This window comes from Amycolatopsis sp. NBC_00348 (assembly GCF_036114655.1).
Classification (GTDB): domain Bacteria; phylum Actinomycetota; class Actinomycetes; order Mycobacteriales; family Pseudonocardiaceae; genus Amycolatopsis.
The window spans coordinates 6,395,736-6,410,022 of record NZ_CP107994.1 but is presented as its reverse complement, the minus strand read 5'-3'; the positions used below and the strand labels follow the sequence as shown (position 1 = coordinate 6,410,022).

The 14,287-nt window shown below is 71.5% G+C and carries 16 protein-coding genes; 7 read left to right on the top strand and 9 right to left on the bottom strand.

Annotated elements, in window-relative coordinates:
- The first annotated feature begins 28 nt into the window (after positions 1-28).
- Together OHS58_RS27680 and OHS58_RS27675 are read left to right on the top strand one after the other, a co-directional pair.
- Positions 29-1,720, top strand: a complete 1,692-nt coding sequence (locus OHS58_RS27680) for a hypothetical protein (protein ID WP_328644501.1) — start codon at positions 29-31, stop codon at positions 1,718-1,720.
- Between the two features lie 3 nt (positions 1,721-1,723).
- Complete coding sequence (locus OHS58_RS27675) at positions 1,724-1,906, top strand: hypothetical protein (protein WP_247056652.1); 183 nt, start codon at positions 1,724-1,726, stop codon at positions 1,904-1,906.
- 929 nt (positions 1,907-2,835) lie between these two features.
- On the opposite strand, the gene OHS58_RS27670 is transcribed toward OHS58_RS27675, so the two are convergent.
- A complete protein-coding gene (locus OHS58_RS27670) occupies positions 2,836-4,083 on the bottom strand; it encodes a glycosyltransferase family 4 protein (protein ID WP_328649869.1) in 1,248 nt (415 codons plus the stop codon).
- A 173-nt stretch (positions 4,084-4,256) separates the two neighbouring features.
- On the opposite strand from OHS58_RS27670, the gene OHS58_RS27665 reads away from it, so the two are divergent.
- The gene (locus OHS58_RS27665; protein ID WP_328649868.1) at positions 4,257-4,952 is read left to right on the top strand and encodes a class I SAM-dependent methyltransferase; all 696 of its coding nucleotides are present in this window, start codon (positions 4,257-4,259) and stop codon (positions 4,950-4,952) included.
- Between the two features lies 1 nt (position 4,953).
- Here OHS58_RS27665 and OHS58_RS27660 read toward each other — a convergent pair whose 3' ends face one another.
- The gene (locus OHS58_RS27660; RefSeq protein WP_328644500.1) at positions 4,954-6,018 is read right to left on the bottom strand and encodes a DUF3068 domain-containing protein; all 1,065 of its coding nucleotides are present in this window, start codon (positions 6,016-6,018) and stop codon (positions 4,954-4,956) included.
- Between the two features lie 260 nt (positions 6,019-6,278).
- On the opposite strand from OHS58_RS27660, the gene OHS58_RS27655 reads away from it, so the two are divergent.
- Complete coding sequence (locus OHS58_RS27655) at positions 6,279-6,776, top strand: hypothetical protein (RefSeq protein WP_326943928.1); 498 nt, start codon at positions 6,279-6,281, stop codon at positions 6,774-6,776.
- Between the two features lie 44 nt (positions 6,777-6,820).
- Here the strand turns inward: OHS58_RS27655 and OHS58_RS27650 are convergent, their stop codons facing one another.
- On the bottom strand, positions 6,821-7,369 hold the full coding sequence (locus tag OHS58_RS27650; protein ID WP_328644499.1) for a hypothetical protein: 549 nt from the start codon (positions 7,367-7,369) through the stop codon (positions 6,821-6,823).
- A gap of 39 nt (positions 7,370-7,408) precedes the next feature.
- Entirely contained in the window at positions 7,409-7,840 is a 432-nt protein-coding gene (locus OHS58_RS27645) for a RidA family protein (RefSeq protein ID WP_328644498.1), read from the bottom strand.
- Between the two features lie 62 nt (positions 7,841-7,902).
- On the opposite strand from OHS58_RS27645, the gene OHS58_RS27640 reads away from it, so the two are divergent.
- Complete coding sequence (locus tag OHS58_RS27640) at positions 7,903-8,376, top strand: MarR family winged helix-turn-helix transcriptional regulator (protein ID WP_326958546.1); 474 nt, start codon at positions 7,903-7,905, stop codon at positions 8,374-8,376.
- On the opposite strand, the gene OHS58_RS27635 is transcribed toward OHS58_RS27640, so the two are convergent.
- The 4 genes from OHS58_RS27635 to OHS58_RS27620 all read right to left on the bottom strand — a co-directional run bounded on the left by OHS58_RS27635 (position 8,373) and on the right by OHS58_RS27620 (position 11,000).
- The gene (locus tag OHS58_RS27635; protein WP_247056639.1) at positions 8,373-8,579 is read right to left on the bottom strand and encodes a helix-turn-helix domain-containing protein; all 207 of its coding nucleotides are present in this window, start codon (positions 8,577-8,579) and stop codon (positions 8,373-8,375) included. The genes OHS58_RS27640 and OHS58_RS27635 overlap by 4 nt on opposite strands.
- Positions 8,579-9,058 carry a DUF2975 domain-containing protein gene (locus OHS58_RS27630; protein ID WP_326958548.1) on the bottom strand — a complete coding sequence of 160 codons (480 nt, stop codon included), beginning with the start codon at positions 9,056-9,058 and terminating at the stop codon, positions 8,579-8,581. The genes OHS58_RS27635 and OHS58_RS27630 overlap by 1 nt, the downstream gene beginning before the upstream one ends.
- A gap of 31 nt (positions 9,059-9,089) precedes the next feature.
- Positions 9,090-10,265 carry a PucR family transcriptional regulator gene (locus tag OHS58_RS27625; protein WP_326958550.1) on the bottom strand — a complete coding sequence of 392 codons (1,176 nt, stop codon included), beginning with the start codon at positions 10,263-10,265 and terminating at the stop codon, positions 9,090-9,092.
- A 105-nt stretch (positions 10,266-10,370) separates the two neighbouring features.
- A complete protein-coding gene (locus OHS58_RS27620) occupies positions 10,371-11,000 on the bottom strand; it encodes a class I SAM-dependent methyltransferase (protein WP_326943923.1) in 630 nt (209 codons plus the stop codon).
- A gap of 176 nt (positions 11,001-11,176) precedes the next feature.
- Between OHS58_RS27620 and OHS58_RS27615 the strand changes: the two genes are divergently transcribed.
- Together OHS58_RS27615 and OHS58_RS27610 are read left to right on the top strand one after the other, a co-directional pair.
- Entirely contained in the window at positions 11,177-13,159 is a 1,983-nt protein-coding gene (locus tag OHS58_RS27615; RefSeq protein WP_328644497.1) for a glycosyl hydrolase family 28-related protein, read from the top strand.
- Positions 13,160-13,265: 106 nt separating this feature from the next.
- On the top strand, positions 13,266-13,733 hold the full coding sequence (locus OHS58_RS27610) for a nitroreductase family deazaflavin-dependent oxidoreductase (RefSeq protein ID WP_328649867.1): 468 nt from the start codon (positions 13,266-13,268) through the stop codon (positions 13,731-13,733).
- Here the strand turns inward: OHS58_RS27610 and OHS58_RS27605 are convergent.
- Positions 13,723-14,256 carry a GNAT family N-acetyltransferase gene (locus tag OHS58_RS27605; protein WP_247056629.1) on the bottom strand — a complete coding sequence of 178 codons (534 nt, stop codon included), beginning with the start codon at positions 14,254-14,256 and terminating at the stop codon, positions 13,723-13,725. The genes OHS58_RS27610 and OHS58_RS27605 overlap by 11 nt on opposite strands.
- Positions 14,257-14,287 lie beyond the last annotated feature (31 nt).

Genomic DNA, 14,287 nt, shown 5'->3' with positions numbered 1-14,287 from the left:
ACCGCGCGGAAGACGGAAAGGAAGGGCCGTGGACGCACCGGGCAGGCGGCTGGCCCTTCCCGCCGTCTCCGCCGTGCTCGCGTTCGCCGTCTGCGCGCCCCTGCTCGGCCGCGGGTTCGTCCTGAGCTACGACATGGTGTTCGCGCCGCGGCAGTACTTCGTGCCGGACGCCTTCGGGATCGGCGCGACGCTGCCGCGGTCGGTGCCCGCCGACGCCGCCGTCGCGCTCGTCACCACCGTGCTGCCCGGCGACGTCGTCCAGAAACTCGTGCTGCTGCTGGCGATCTTCTTCGCCGCGCACGGCGCGGGCAAGCTCGTCCCGACCGAGCACACCGGCACCCGGCTGGTCGCCGCGACCGCGTACGCCTGGACGCCGTATCTCGCGGAACGGCTGTTCATCGGGCATTGGCCGCTGCTTGTGGCGTACGCGTGCCTGCCGTGGATCGTCCGCGCCGGCCTCGCCGCCCGCGACCACGAACCGAAATCCCTGTGGCGCCTCGTGCTCACCTGCGCGCCCGCGGTGCTGACGCCGCCGGGCGGGGTGCTCGCCGCCGCCGTCGCCATCGTGGCCGCCGGCTCGCGCCGGATCCCGGCGACGCTCGGCATCGCCGTGCTGCTCAACCTGCCCTGGCTGGTGCCGACGTTCCTCGACGCCGGCGGCACGTACTCCGACCCGGCCGGCGTCACGGCGTTCAGCGCCCGCGCCGAAAGCTGGGGCCCGGCGCTGCTCAGCGTCCTCGGCCTCGGCGGGATCTGGAACGCCGAGACGGTGCCCGGCAGCCGCGCGATGCCGCTGATCCCCGTGCTCGTGCTCATCACGGTCGCGATCGCGCTGGCCGGGCTGAAACCGCTCGCCGCGCGCTGGGGCACCCCGCCGGTCCGCGCGCTCTTCCTCCTCGGCGTCGCGGGCGTGCTGCTGGCCTCGCTCGCCACGCTGCCGTTCGGTGACGCCGTGCTGGACTTCGCGACGCGGCGGCTCCCCGGCGCCGGTCTGCTGCGTGACGCCCAGAAGTGGGTGGCCTGGTGGGCGTTGCCGCTCGCGATCGGGTTCGCGCTCGCGATCGAAGCCGCGGCGGCGAAACTGCGGACGAGACAAGGACGCACCGGGCTCGTCGCGGCCGCGGCGCTGTTCCCGATCCTCACCATGCCGGACCTGGCGTGGGGTGGCTGGGGCCGGCTCGGCACCGCGCAGTACCCGGACGACTGGCGCGCGGTGTCCGAAGTGCTCAGTGGGGACGATCGTCCCGGCGACGTGCTGGCGTTGCCGCTCTCGACGTTCCGCGGCTTCGCGTGGAACGGCGGCCGCACGCAGCTCGACCCGGCGCCGCGCGTGCTCCCGAAACCGGTGCTGATGGACGACACCCTGCAGGTCGGGGCCGACCGGATCGCCGGTGAGGACCCGCGGATCGGCGACGTGCGCGCCGCGACGTCCGCCGGGGAGCTCACCGCGGCCGGGGTCGGCTGGATCCTCGTCGAACACGGGACCCCGGGCGACGTCGACCCGCGGCTGCTCGCCGGCGCGACGCTGGTGTGGTCCGGGGAATGGCTGACGCTGTACCGGACCCCGGGTGAGGCACCCGTGAAAGCCGTTGCGTGGGGCCCGGCTTTGCTCGCGGACGGAGTAGCGCTCACGTTGCTCTGCGTCGCACTGTTGTGCCGCATGTTACCGATGCGTACATTGAGCCGCGGCAGGACTTTCCCGCCGCGGAAGAAGGAGTGACACGTGGGCACGCTCATCGGGGTGGTAGCCGCCGTCATCATCGGTGGCGGTCTGGCGACCGGCGCGGGCTTCGCCCTCATCCAGAGCGCCGACCCGGACAGCACCGCCCAGGTGCAGGACCAGCTCAACGCGCAGGTGAAGTACAACCCCGCGGACCACCCGGCCAAGCTGTACGGGAACCGCTGACGCGCATGACGCAGTCCGCCACCGACCACGCGCACCGCGTGGTCGGGCTCTACGGCGACCCCACCGTTTCCTGGAGCATCCTCCTGGAAGCGGACCTCTTTTCGGCCCCGGACCCGGAGAAACTCCGCGCGCGGCTGGCGGCCGTTCTCCCGCAGTACCCGCTCCTCGGCGCCGCGCCGGCGGTCGAACAGACCACCGCGGCCGGGATTTCCCAGGTCCGCGCCCGGTTCGCGGCCGAGCCCTACGAGCGCGGCGCGCCCCTGGTGCGCGTCGCCGTCAGCACGGACGAACCGGCGTTGCTCGTCGCCGGCCACCACGGCGCGCTCGACGGCCTCGGCCTGCTCGCCCTGCTCGGCTTCCTCCTCGACGTCCCGGTTTCCTCGGCGGCGCGCGGCATCGGGGCGCGCGCCGACGGCGGGAAGCCGTTCCTCGTTTCGGCCGTCCAGCGGCTCGCCGAGGCGCTTTTCGCGCCACCCGGCCGGATCGTGCCCGACCGGGACGGCGAGACCGCGGGAGACGTCTTCGAAGCCCGCCGCGTGCCCCGGCTGCGGCTGGGTGCCGCGGGGTTCGTCGCGGCCGCCACCCGCGCGACCGGACGCTGGAACCACGCGCACGGCGCCCGCACGGTCCGCGTCGTCGCCGCGCTGGGCGCGTCGTGGCGCTCCGGCGCCGCGCCGGAACCCGTGCACGACAGCGCGTTCTTCCGGTTGCGGCTGCCGGCCGACCCGGACTCCGGCGCCGTCGCGGACGTCCTGCGCGCGCAGCCGCCCGAGCCCGATTTCCCCGCGCGCAGCAGCCGGATCGCCCGGCTGGGCACCCGGGTGCTGGCGAGCAGGCTCGGCTCGACGTTCCTGGTGTCGAACCTCGGCGTGGTGTCCACCGGGGACACCGTCCGCTCGATCGCGTTCTACCCGGCCGCGAGCGGCCGCTCAGGCGTGGCGTTCGGCGCGGCGACCACGGGGGACACCACCACGGTGACCGTGCGCGCCCGCCGCAAGGACTTCGGCGCGGCGGCCGCCGGCCGGCTGGTGGACCGGTTCCGCGACGCGGTGCGGGAACAGGCCGGCTGAGCTCAGGACGCGGGGCCGGGGCGCGGGCCGGCCGGCGACGTCCCGCACGAGTGACGCGAACTCGCCGACACTCTGGTCCCAGCTGTACTTCCCGGCCCGCTCGGCGCCGGCCAGGCCCATCTCCGCGCGGCGCAGGCCGTCCGCGAGCAGGCCGTCGACGCGGGCGGTGAAGTCGTCGAAGTCGTCGGCGAGCAGCCCGGTCCGGCCGTCCACGATGGACTCGGCGACGCCGCCCGCCGCGCGGTAGGCGACCGAGGGCACGCCGTGCGCGGCCGCCTCCATGATGACGATGCCCCAGCCCTCCTTGACCGACGGGCACAGGTGCAGCCACGAGCGCGCCAGGATCTCGTGCTTGGCCTGCTCGTCGACCCAGCCGTGCAGGGTGACGCGGTCCGCGACGCCGCGCTCGGCCGCGTGCGCCCGCAGCACCTCGTCCCACGGCCCCTGGCCGACGACCTCGAGCCGCAGCTGCGGCCAGCGCCGCGCGAGCCGCGCGACGACGTCGATGGCGTGCTCGATCCGCTTGTGCGGCACCAGCCGGCTCACCGCGACCAGCGTGGGCGAACTGTCGCGTTCGGCCGCCACCGGCGGGGGCGCGTCGAGGCCGTTGGCGACCACGGTGACGCGGTCGCGGTCGACGCCCAGCCCGGCGAGCTCGGCCTTGGTGACCTCGGAAACCGTGACGTAGGCGCACTCGCGGAACAGCCACGGCGCCAGCCGCGACTCGATCCACCAGCCGATCCGGCCCAGCGTCTCGCCCAGCGCGCTGATCCACTGTTCCTTGTGGACGTGGTGCACGAGCACCAGCACCGGACAGCCGGCGACCAGCCGGGCGAAGAACGGCATCCCGTTCTGGACGTCCACCACCAGGTCCGCGCGGGCCCGCCGGATCGCCCGCAGCGCGTGCGCGTAGACGCCGAACTTGTTGCCGCGGCGCCGGTAGCGGACGCCGTCTCGCCATTCGCCCGCGGTCGCGCCGGGGTAGGCCGCGCACTGGATCTCGACCCGGTAGCCCGCTTTCGCGAGCCCTTCGGCCATCCGCTCGACGTACCGCTCGGACCCGCCGCCCTCGGGGTGGCCGGTGTCGCGCCAGTTGACCAGGAGCACACGAGGACGGTCCATCGGGTTATCCAAACTGTAGCGACGATGCTAGGTTACCGGTGCGTACACAGTATGCGTACACAGTAGAGGAACGTATTTCGGAAAGCGATGGTTCAATGGCAGTAAATCCGGTCGTCGCCCCGAACACCGAGCCGCACCGCGCGACGCTCCACCGTTCCGTGACGCTCTTCCGCACCTTTCTCACCGAACAGACCGACCCGGACGGCTTCTACTCGGCGCTCGCCGCCGACTCCGTGCGGCAACTGGCGGCCCACGCTCCGCTGTCCGGGCGCACGGTGCTCGACGTCGGGGGCGGTCCGGGGTATTTCTCGGACGCCTTCCGCGCGGCCGGCGCGACGTATCTCGGGGTCGACCCGGACGTCGGCGAGCTGTCCGCGCGCGGTGAGCCGGGGGAGAACATGATCCGCGCGAGCGGCACGGAACTGCCCGTGCGCACCGGATCCGTGGACGTCTGCTACTCGTCGAACGTGCTGGAGCACGTCGCGAAGCCGTGGGTGATGCTCGACGAGATGTGCCGGGTGACCAAGCCCGGCGGCACCGTCTTCGCGTCGTTCACGCCGTGGTATTCACCCTGGGGCGGGCACGAGACCGCGCCGTGGCATTTCCTCGGCGGTTACTACGCGCGTCAGCGGTATTTCCGGAAGCTCGGGAAGCAGCCGAAGAACAAATTCGGCGAAAGCCTTTTCCCGGTGTCGGTCGGCGCCGCGCTCCGCTGGGCGAAGGCGACGCCGCTGGCCGATCTGGTGGCCGGGTACCCGCGTTATCACCCGAGCTGGGCGATGTGGATCGTGCGGGTCCCGGCCCTGCGGGAAATCGCTTCCTGGAATCTGGTCCTGGTGTTGCGGCGGCGCTGACTCAGCGGCCGGCGCCGACCGGTTCCCGCCGCCGCGGCGGGACCGGCGGCTCGGCCCGGCGCCGCCGGGCCAGCAGCACGATCGAGCCGATGATCAGCACGCCGCCCCCGATCCCGAGCCACAGCGGACCGGTGCTGGAGAGGAACTCCAAGCGGCCCTTGTTCGCGTTCACCTGGTCGGCCATCTTCGCCACGGTCTCCGCGGTGAAGGCGAGCGTCCCGTCGAACACCACGGTCGGCTGACCGGTGCCGGAGCGCAGCTCCTGGTGCTGCTGTTGCTGCTGCTTGACCTCGATCCCGGTGACCGGCTCCACCCACATCGTGTTGACGCCGCGGTAGTAGAGGTCGGCCTTGACGGTCGGGTCCGCGGAGCCGACGAGGGAGCCCGGCACGTCCTTCGTGGCGGTCTTGGTGTCGGGGATGTCCTGGACGAACTTGTAGGTCTCGATCCCGTCGACGGTCTCGGTGCCGGAGTACTTGGCGGTGACGGCCGCGCCGGTGTTGTCGTCGTAGACCTTGTAGTCCTGCTGCTCGGTGCCGAACGGGAACTTGAACTGCAGCCCGGGCTGCGCCTTGTAGTCGTTCGTCTCCGGCGGCTTCTGGCCGTCCTTGTCCGCCTTGTCCTTCAGCTCGGTGACGAAGCTGCTCTTGGCGTCGCACTGCGGGTCGGACTCGCCGCGCGGCTCGTAGCCCTCGCCGGTGCGCCGGTCGAAGCAGACCTGCCGCTTGCTCGCGCTGAGCACGGTGTTGTCGGCGTCGTCGGTGACCTGCACGGCCAGGAGCCAGACCGCGTAGTCGGTGTCCTGGTGCATCTCCGGCGCCGCGAAGTTCGCCTGCACGTGGGCCGTCGCGGTCAGCTTGGCGTCCTTGCGGATCGCCGAGACCGGGCCGGAACCGTTGTCCGTCACGGCGAGCACCTGGCTCGCGGTGCCTTCGAGCAGCGACGTCGAATCCTGGTCGAGCGGCACCTTGGCGAGCTTGGGGTAGACGTAGGTCGGCAGGAGCACAGCGCCCGCGACCGCGAATACGCCCAGTGCCAGCAAGATCAGGCCGAAAGCACGTCGCAACGGTCCTCCTGGTGTCACGCAAATTACCGGGCGGTAATCAGTGCCCGGATAGTGGCCCGCGCCACGCCGGGCGTCAAAGTGTGACCTGCGGTCACAGACACCCGGTACGACCGGAAGGTGGCATGTGCGCCGCCATTCGCACCAAGCGACCAAACATGTTTGTTCCCGGGCACAACGGGCATGGGCCCACCATCGGACGATCCTCACTCCGCCGCGCAGTACCGCAAGGGAGAATCCCCACTTTGTCGCAGGATCCTCCGATGGTCGCCATCGCGGCCACCGCTCGCTGGCGCGCCCGGATCGTGGCGGCGGCCGCGAGCGTCGGTGTCAGCCTCAGTGATCCGTCGGCGGGCATCCCGGGCATCCGCACGCTCGTCTGCGATCGCGGCGACCTGGCGCGGTTCGTCCCCCGCCTGACCCGCGACGCCGAGCCGCCCCGCCCGGCGATCGGCGCCCATTCGGACTCGATAGCCGACCGCGAGCTGCGCGACGCCGTCGCCGACGTGGCGGCCCTGCTTTCGTTGCACGGCAACGTGGTGCTGGACCTGGACGCCGGTGGCCGCCGCCGCCCGGCACCGCGAGCGGACGTGGTCGTCTCGGCCGCCGTGGACCGTCCCCAGTGGACGGAGCCGGCGGTGACGCTCCCCGTGGGCACGGCCCGGCGCGGGGGCCCGCTCACGGTGGAGCTCACCGCCGGCCCCGGCTTCGAGGGCACCCTGCTGGAACTGGCGAGGCTGGTGGAGCTGGACGCGGCTTAACCCGGGGCCGAACGGCTCCAGCCGGCGCCCTGCCGCACGCCGTGTCAGGAATTCGCGGCCGCTCCCTTCCGGTGGACCTCGCAGTCCGGGTTCGGGCATTCGGCCGCGAGCCGGGTGTTCCAGGCCGCCAGCATCGACTCGTGGCGCCGCGCGAACCGGGCGTCCCGCCGCGCCTGCCACGCCGACGGGGTCACCATGCGGGTCACCAGGAACTGGCCGGGCATGTAGTCGTTGCCGGCGTCGGCGACCTCCAGGCCGGCGGCCGTCAGGATCGTCCGCATCGCCTCGGCCATCGCTGCCCCGATCGCGGACGTCAACCGCCCGAACGCCGCGCATTCCGCGCCCTCGCGGTGCGGGTCGTCGCCCCAGGCTTCCTGCGCCGCGTCGAGCAGGATCGCGTGCTCGTACCAGTCGACCGCCACTCCGCGCAGATCCGGCACGTCGACGTACACGACCGCGCCGGCGGTGCCGGTCGGGTGTTCTCCCGGCGCCACCGGCAACCCGGCGGCGGCCAGTTCGGCCTGGACGATGTCGCGGAGGGTCTCCAGCCGGAACCGGCGGTCCGGTTCCGCCGCGGCGGGTGTTTCCGTCATGCCGCCATCGTCACAGACACCACCGACAAATCCGGAGGCTCAGCTCACGATGGCCGTGGCGCGGATCTCCACCCGCATCCCCGGTGCACCCAAAGCCGCGACGCCGAGCTGGGTCCAGATGGGCGCTCGGTCGCCCATACGCTTGCGGAACTGCTCCACCATCACGCGCGTGTGGTCGTCGCCGATGGTGTCGGGTGCCGTGGGGATGTGGAACGAGTCCACGGCGACCACGTCGGTCCAGCTCGCGCCCGCGGTGGCGAGCGTGCGCTCGACGTTCTCGAAGGCCCGGACGATCTCCTCCTCCAGGGACTCGGGGAAGACGGTGTCGTCGTCCCAGCCGCCCTGGCCCGAGATCTCGACGCGGTCGCCGATCCGGACCGCCTGCGTGTAGTGCAGGGCGGCCAGGTGCTTGGGGCCGTAGCCGGGGGTGACGAAGAACTCGGGCATGACGTTCCCTTCGGTTGACTTCACGCTTGAAGTCAAGGTATCAGACTTCAAGCGTGAAGTCATGCCGAGCTGGGTAGAGTTCCCCCATGGCACCCGATGACGACGAGCCGCGCTGGCTGACGCCGTCCGAAAAGGACGCCTGGACCGGCCTGGCCTCGCTCGTCCTGCTGCTGCCGGGCAAGCTGGAAGCGCCGTTGCAGCAGGAAGCCGGCGTGACGCTCTTCGAGTACCTGGCGCTCAGCCAGATGTCGGAGGCGCCGGATCGCCGGCTGCGGATGAGCGAGCTCGCCTACCTGGCCAACGGTTCGCTCTCGCGACTGTCCAACGTGGTCAAGCGGTTCGAGCAGCGGGGCTGGGTCGAACGCTCACCCGATCCCGGCGACGGCCGCTACACGCTGGCCGCGCTCACCGACGCGGGTTACGCCGTGGTCGTCGCCGCGGCGCCGGCGCACGTGCGGGCCGTGCGGCAGCTCGTGCTCGACCCGCTCACCGCGGCCGACCAGCAGGCACTGGCCCGGATCGCCGAAAAGCTGCGGGTGCGGCCCGTCGACCTTGCCTAGTCGTCGACCCACTCCAGCAGGTCGCCGGGCTGGCACTCGAGGACCCGGCACATGGCTTCCAGCGTGCTGAAGCGCACGGCCTTCGCGCGGCCGTTCTTCAGGACGGCGACGTTGGCCGGCGTCAGCCCGACCTTCTCCGCGAACTCGCCGACGCTCAGCTTGCGCTTGGCGAGCTCGACGTCGATGCGCACGACGATCGCCATCAGATGACCGCTTCCATGTCGGTACGCAGCGTAGTGGCCTGGCGCAGCAGGGCGCGCATGACCACCATCAGCAGGCCGATCACGGTGATCCCGACGGTGGCCAGGAACAACACCATCGGCATCCCCGGGTCGTCCGCGTTGAAGCCGACGAAGATCAGCATGCCGGCGAAGACCACCCACGCGGCGACCACGGCCCAGACGATCGCGTCGACCCACTTCAGGGCGCCGCTGGTGAAGATCCGGTCCTTCTTGACCAGGGTCAGCAGCTTCCACGTCGCGACCACCACCACCTCGACGCACAGCACGAGGAACACTGCGATCGCGGTCAGCGGCCACCGGAGGCTCGCGTCGTTCGGGTTCTGCGACGTCGTGTACGCGATCCCGCCGGGCAGCGAGAGCGTCTGGAAGACGACCAGGACGGCGAACAGCACGACGAGGAAGACCCGGAGCGCGGGTACGGCCCACTTCTCTGCGAACATGTGACGACTATCGCTGGATATCTATCGAAAGTCAATCGACGGGATCCAGTCGTACCGATTCGAGGGCGACGTACAGTTCGCCGATGTCCACCGGATCGGTCAGGTCGCGCTTGGTCAGCTCCTGCACGCGCCGCAGGCGGTAGCGGACGGTGTTGGGGTGCACGAACAACCGGTCCGCCGCCTCCTTCGCCGACCCGTGGCCGCCGAACCACGCGAGCAGCGTGTCGAGCAGGACCTTGCGCTCGGCGCCCGGCAGCGTGAGCACCCCCGACAACGCGGACCGCACGACGTCGCGAGCCATCCCCGGCGCGGCCGCGACCAGCGTGGTCACCGGCGAGTCGCCGAACACCACCACGCCCGCGGTCGCCGACGGCAGTGAACGACGCGCGATCCGGGCCCGGTGCAGCGCGTCCGGGACGTCCGGGAACCCGGTGAACGGCCGGCTCAGCCCGGCCGCGACCGGCAGTGAACCCAGCACTTCCCGCAGCCGTCGGACGTCTTCGATCCGGTCGATCGCGACCAGGCCCGCCTCGCCGCCGGGCCGCCAGGCCGACCGCCAGCGCCGCGCCCGCATCAAGGCCTCGACGGTGTCCTGCCCGTCCGGTTCGACGCGTTCGGTGACGACCGCGACGAACATGCCCGCGGTCGGCAGCCCCAGCTCGCGGGCCGCGGACTCCATTTCGGACTGACCGGCCAGCCGGCCGCGCAGCAGGTCGTCCAGCCGCTGGACGTTCGCGTGCGACGGCTCGGCCGCGACCTCGTCGTACGCCGTGGTCAGCGCGTCCGAGTAGAGGTCGATCGCCTTCCAGACGTAGGAGTTGATCTCGATCGTGCGGGTGGAGCTGAGGAACTCGGGGCCGGCCAGCTCCAGCAGGGCCTCGTAGACGAACGTGCCGCCGATCCGGAACGCGCGCAGCACCGCCGGCAGCGGAATGCCCTGCCGCGCTTGGACGAGCCCGGTCTTGCGGGCCGCGTCGAGGGCGAGGCCGTGGCCGTCGGCCAGCGCCGTGAGCGCGCGTTCGAGGTTGGCGTGGCAGACCTTGCGCAGCTCGGCCGGCGCGACGTGGTCGACCTGGCGGTAGAACTCGTCCTCGTCGCTGAGCAGCCGGGCGAGGCGATCGGCGAACTCCGGCAGCCGGCCCAGCATTTCGCGCACCAGCTCACGGTGTTCGCGAGGTACCGGCCTGGCCAGAGCTTCGATGCCCATCCCTCACTTTAGCTCGGGTTCCGGCGCCCGGGATACGCACGAAGTTGAGTAAAATTCATATCCGCTGGGTGATCTTCCCGGTGAGGGGTTGACGCCACGACTGACTCACGAAACCCGGCGCGCGGTCAGGTAGACGTGCGGCTCGGGCGCGGCGCCGGGGTGGTCCGGGACGAACTCCGCTCGCTCCTCGCGGATGATCTCCAGCCCGGCCGCGCGCAGCAGCCCGGCCAGCGCTTCGGCGGTGAAACTGCTCGCGCGCACGGGGTGTCCCATGAAGACGATGTCGAGCCCGTCGACATCCGCCGGCACGGTGGCCAGCAGGACCAGACCGCCCGGTTTCACCCAGGCCGCCAGCCGGCCGATCACGGTCTCCTGCTCCGCGCGCGTGAGCTGCAGCAGCGAGAAGAACGTCGTGACCGCGTCCCAGGTGCCGTCCTCGAAGGTCAGTTCGCGCAGGTCGCCGAGGTCGAACCGGGCGGCGGGCACCTGCGCCCGCGCGATCTCGACCATCTTCGGCGCGATGTCGTACCCGGTGACGTCGTGGCCCGCCGCGGCCAGCAGTTCGGCGACCGGGCGCCCGGTGCCCGAACCCAGGTCGAGCACCTTCGCCCGCGGGGGCAGCGATTCGATCAACGCCGTGATCGCGTCCCGCTGAGCGATCGCGGTGCGGAAGGCGGCTTCGTAGTCCTTGCCGAGCGCGTCGAAGACCTCGGCGGCGGATTCGGGACGAGTCATGCCCCGACCGTGCCAGAAACCCACGCCCGCGCGGGAATGAACGTCCGATTGCGCAAGTCCGCGACCGCGCAACGCAAGTTCGGAGTAAGTTCGGGCAAAATCGGGGCAACGTCTTGTGGCCTGGCCGAAGTGCGACCTACTCTTCCGCCGCACGCCCGAGAGAAACGAGTCCCGCGATGTCGCGAAGCACCCTCGGAGCCGCGTTCGTCGCGGTCGTCACCGCTCTTGTCTCCGTCGCCGTCCCCGCGTCGGCCGCCATCGCCCGGCCTGTGGTGACGCGCGCCGCGCTCGACCCCGCGCTGGTCGCCGGGCGCGGCGCCACCGTCGGCTTCGCCGAGCAGGAGGCGGAGAACGCCCGCACCGACGGCACCGTGATCGGCCCGGACCGCTCGGCCTACACGCTGCCCGCCGAGGCGTCCGGCCGTCGCGCCGTGAAACTGACGGCGGGGCAGCACGTCGAGTTCACGCTGCCCGCCGCGGCCAACGCGATCACCGTCCGCTACAGCATCCCGGACGCGCCGCACGGCGGCGGGATCACCGCGCCGCTGGACGTCACCGTCGACGGCGGCCACCGGCAGGCGATGACGCTGACCTCGCAGTACGCGTGGCTGTACAACCAGTACCCGTTCACGAACGACCCGGACGCGGACCTGCTGCACCCGGACTGGTGGATCACCGAGTGCTCGTGCGTCCCCGCCGCGACCACCCCGCCGCCGGTCGTCGCGAAACCCTTCCGTCCCAACCACTTCTACGACGAACAGCGCCTGCTGCTCGGCAAGACCTACCGGGCCGGGGACAAGGTCCGGCTCACCGTCCCGGCCGGGACGCCCGCCGCGTGGACGGTCGTCGACCTGCTCGACTCCGAGCTCGTCGCGCCGCCGCGCGTCGACCTCGTCGCCGCGAACGTCCTGTTCTTCGGCGCCGACCCGACCGGCAGGCGCGACTCCGCCGACGCCCTCGACCGCGCGATCGCCTTCGCCCGCCGGGCGCACCTCAAGGTCTACCTGCCGCCCGGCACCTACCAGGTCAACCGGCACATCATCGTCGACGACGTCACGATCGAGGGCGCCGGCAACTGGTACACGATCGTCAAGGGGCACGAGGTCAAGCTCGGCACCCCCGCGCCGGACGGCTCGGTGCACACCGGCGTCGGCTTCTACGGTCGTGACGCGTCCGCCGGCGGCAGTCACAACGTCCACCTCTCCGGCTTCGCGATCGTCGGCGACGTCCGGGAGCGCGTCGACACCGACCAGGTCAACGCCATCGGCGGCGCGCTCAGCGACTCCACTGTGGACGGCCTGTACCTGCACCACACCAAGGTCGGCCTGTGGTTCGACGGCCCGATGAAGAACACGCGGATCACGAACAACGTCATCGCCGACCAGATCGCCGACGGCCTGAACTTCCACACCGGCGTCACGGACTCGGTGGTGTCGAACAATTTCGTCCGCAACACCGGTGACGACGGCCTCGCGATGTGGTCGGAGAAGACCGAGAACGCGCGGAACACGTTCAGCCACAACACCGTCCAGACGCCGGTGCTGGCCAACGGGATCGCGCTCTACGGCGGCACCGACACCACCGTGGCGGGCAACCTGGTCGCCGACCCGATCCGCGAGGGCAGCGCGATCCAGGTCGGCTCGCGCTTCGGCGCCGAGCCGTTCACCGGGTACGTGCGGATCACGGACAACACGACCGTCCGGGCCGGGACGTTCGAGCTGAACTGGAAGATCGGGCTCGGCGCGATCTGGTTCTACGCCCTGGAAAAGAACATCGACGCCGACGTCCAGGTGACCGGCGACGCCTTCCTCGACAACACCTACAACGCGATCATGCTGGTCAGCGACTTCCCGGTGAAGGACCTGTACTCGATCAACGGCCTGAAGTTCGCGGACCTGCGCGTCGACGGCGCCGGGACGTCGGTGCTGAGCGCCCGCGCGGCCGGGTCGGCGTCGTTCCGCAACGTCGACGCCCGCAACGTCGGCGCGGTCGGCGTCAACAACTGCGGCTCGTTCAACTTCCCGCCGACGGGTTCGGAGTTCTCGCTGACCGACCTCGGCGGCAACTCGAGCTGGCTGGCCCCGTGGCTCCTCCCGAACACGATCACCTGCGACGACCGCCCGCCGGTGGTCCCGCCACCCGCACCGTCCACCTGGTGAGTGCCGCCCGGGGGTCGTGAGTGTTTAGGGCGGTTAGAACCGCCCTAAACACTCACGACCGGCCGCGGCAGAGGGCCCGGCCGCTAGGGTTCGTGGGGTGGCTGGGTTGCGGGGTGTGTTCGCGGGGTTCGGGAAGAGCAAGGCGTTCGCGGTGGTCGGGCGGGCGTTGATGCCGGCCGACCGGGTGCTGCTGCGGATCAGCGGTGGCCGGGTCGGCGTCGGCACCGCCGTCGGGCTGCGGACGCTGCTGCTCACCACGCTCGGCCGCCGCAGCGGTGAGCCGCGTCAGGTGCCGCTGTTGTACGTCGAGCGCGGCGGCGGGTACGTCGTCATCGGCTCGAACTGGGGCGGCGAGGCGCACCCGGCGTGGTCGGCGAACCTGCTGGCCAACCCGAAGGCGACCGCCGCGATCGCCGGCCGGACGGCCGAGGTCACCGCGCGGTTGCTCATCGGGGAAGAGCGCCAGGAGATGTGGGACGCGGTCGCGGAGTACTGGCCCGCGTACGACCGCTACGCCGTGCGGGCCGAGCACCGCGAGATCCGCGTCTTCCTGCTGGAGCCGGTCAGTCGATGAGGTCGGTGTGCCGGATCCGGTACACCTGCAGCCGCAGGTTGTAGTACTTGTCGGTCTCGCCGACCCACTGCATGCCGAGCCGCTTGGCGACGGCGATCGCGCGCGTGTTGTTCGGCCGGGCGACGGCGAACAGCTCGTCGGTGTCCTGGGTGAACGCCCACTGGATGAGCGCCTGTGACGCCTCCGACGCGTAACCCTGACCCCAGACGCCGGGGCTGAGCTGCCAGCTCAGCTCGAGGTCCTCTTCGAACGGTGGCAGCAGCCGGATGCCGAGGCCGCCGATCACGGCGCCGTCCTCCTTGCGCTCCACGGCCCAGCGCCCGCGCGGCGGCCAGAGGTTGGGCTGCGCCTCCTGCCACGCGTTCAGGACGGCGCGCATGGCGCCGACATCGCTGACGCGGTCCATGGCCGGGGTCAGCCAGTGCGTGACGTCTTCCGCGCCGTAGATCTCGAACGCGGCTTCGGCGTCGTCCACCGTCCAGTCCCGGATCACGAGCCGGTCGGTGCTCAGCGCAGTCTCCATATCAAGACGCTACGCCGGGAGGGCCGCGGTT

Coding starts and splice junctions, on each gene's coding strand:
- OHS58_RS27655 (WP_326943928.1), top strand. CDS start 6,279: ATGGTCGCCATCGCGGCCACCGCTCGCTGGCGCGCCCGGATCGTGGCG.
- OHS58_RS27650 (WP_328644499.1), bottom strand. CDS start 7,369: ATGACGGAAACACCCGCCGCGGCGGAACCGGACCGCCGGTTCCGGCTG.
- OHS58_RS27640 (WP_326958546.1), top strand. CDS start 7,903: ATGGCACCCGATGACGACGAGCCGCGCTGGCTGACGCCGTCCGAAAAG.
- OHS58_RS27635 (WP_247056639.1), bottom strand. CDS start 8,579: ATGGCGATCGTCGTGCGCATCGACGTCGAGCTCGCCAAGCGCAAGCTG.
- OHS58_RS27630 (WP_326958548.1), bottom strand. CDS start 9,058: ATGTTCGCAGAGAAGTGGGCCGTACCCGCGCTCCGGGTCTTCCTCGTC.
- OHS58_RS27625 (WP_326958550.1), bottom strand. CDS start 10,265: ATGGGCATCGAAGCTCTGGCCAGGCCGGTACCTCGCGAACACCGTGAG.
- OHS58_RS27620 (WP_326943923.1), bottom strand. CDS start 11,000: ATGACTCGTCCCGAATCCGCCGCCGAGGTCTTCGACGCGCTCGGCAAG.
- OHS58_RS27615 (WP_328644497.1), top strand. CDS start 11,177: ATGTCGCGAAGCACCCTCGGAGCCGCGTTCGTCGCGGTCGTCACCGCT.
- OHS58_RS27605 (WP_247056629.1), bottom strand. CDS start 14,256: ATGGAGACTGCGCTGAGCACCGACCGGCTCGTGATCCGGGACTGGACG.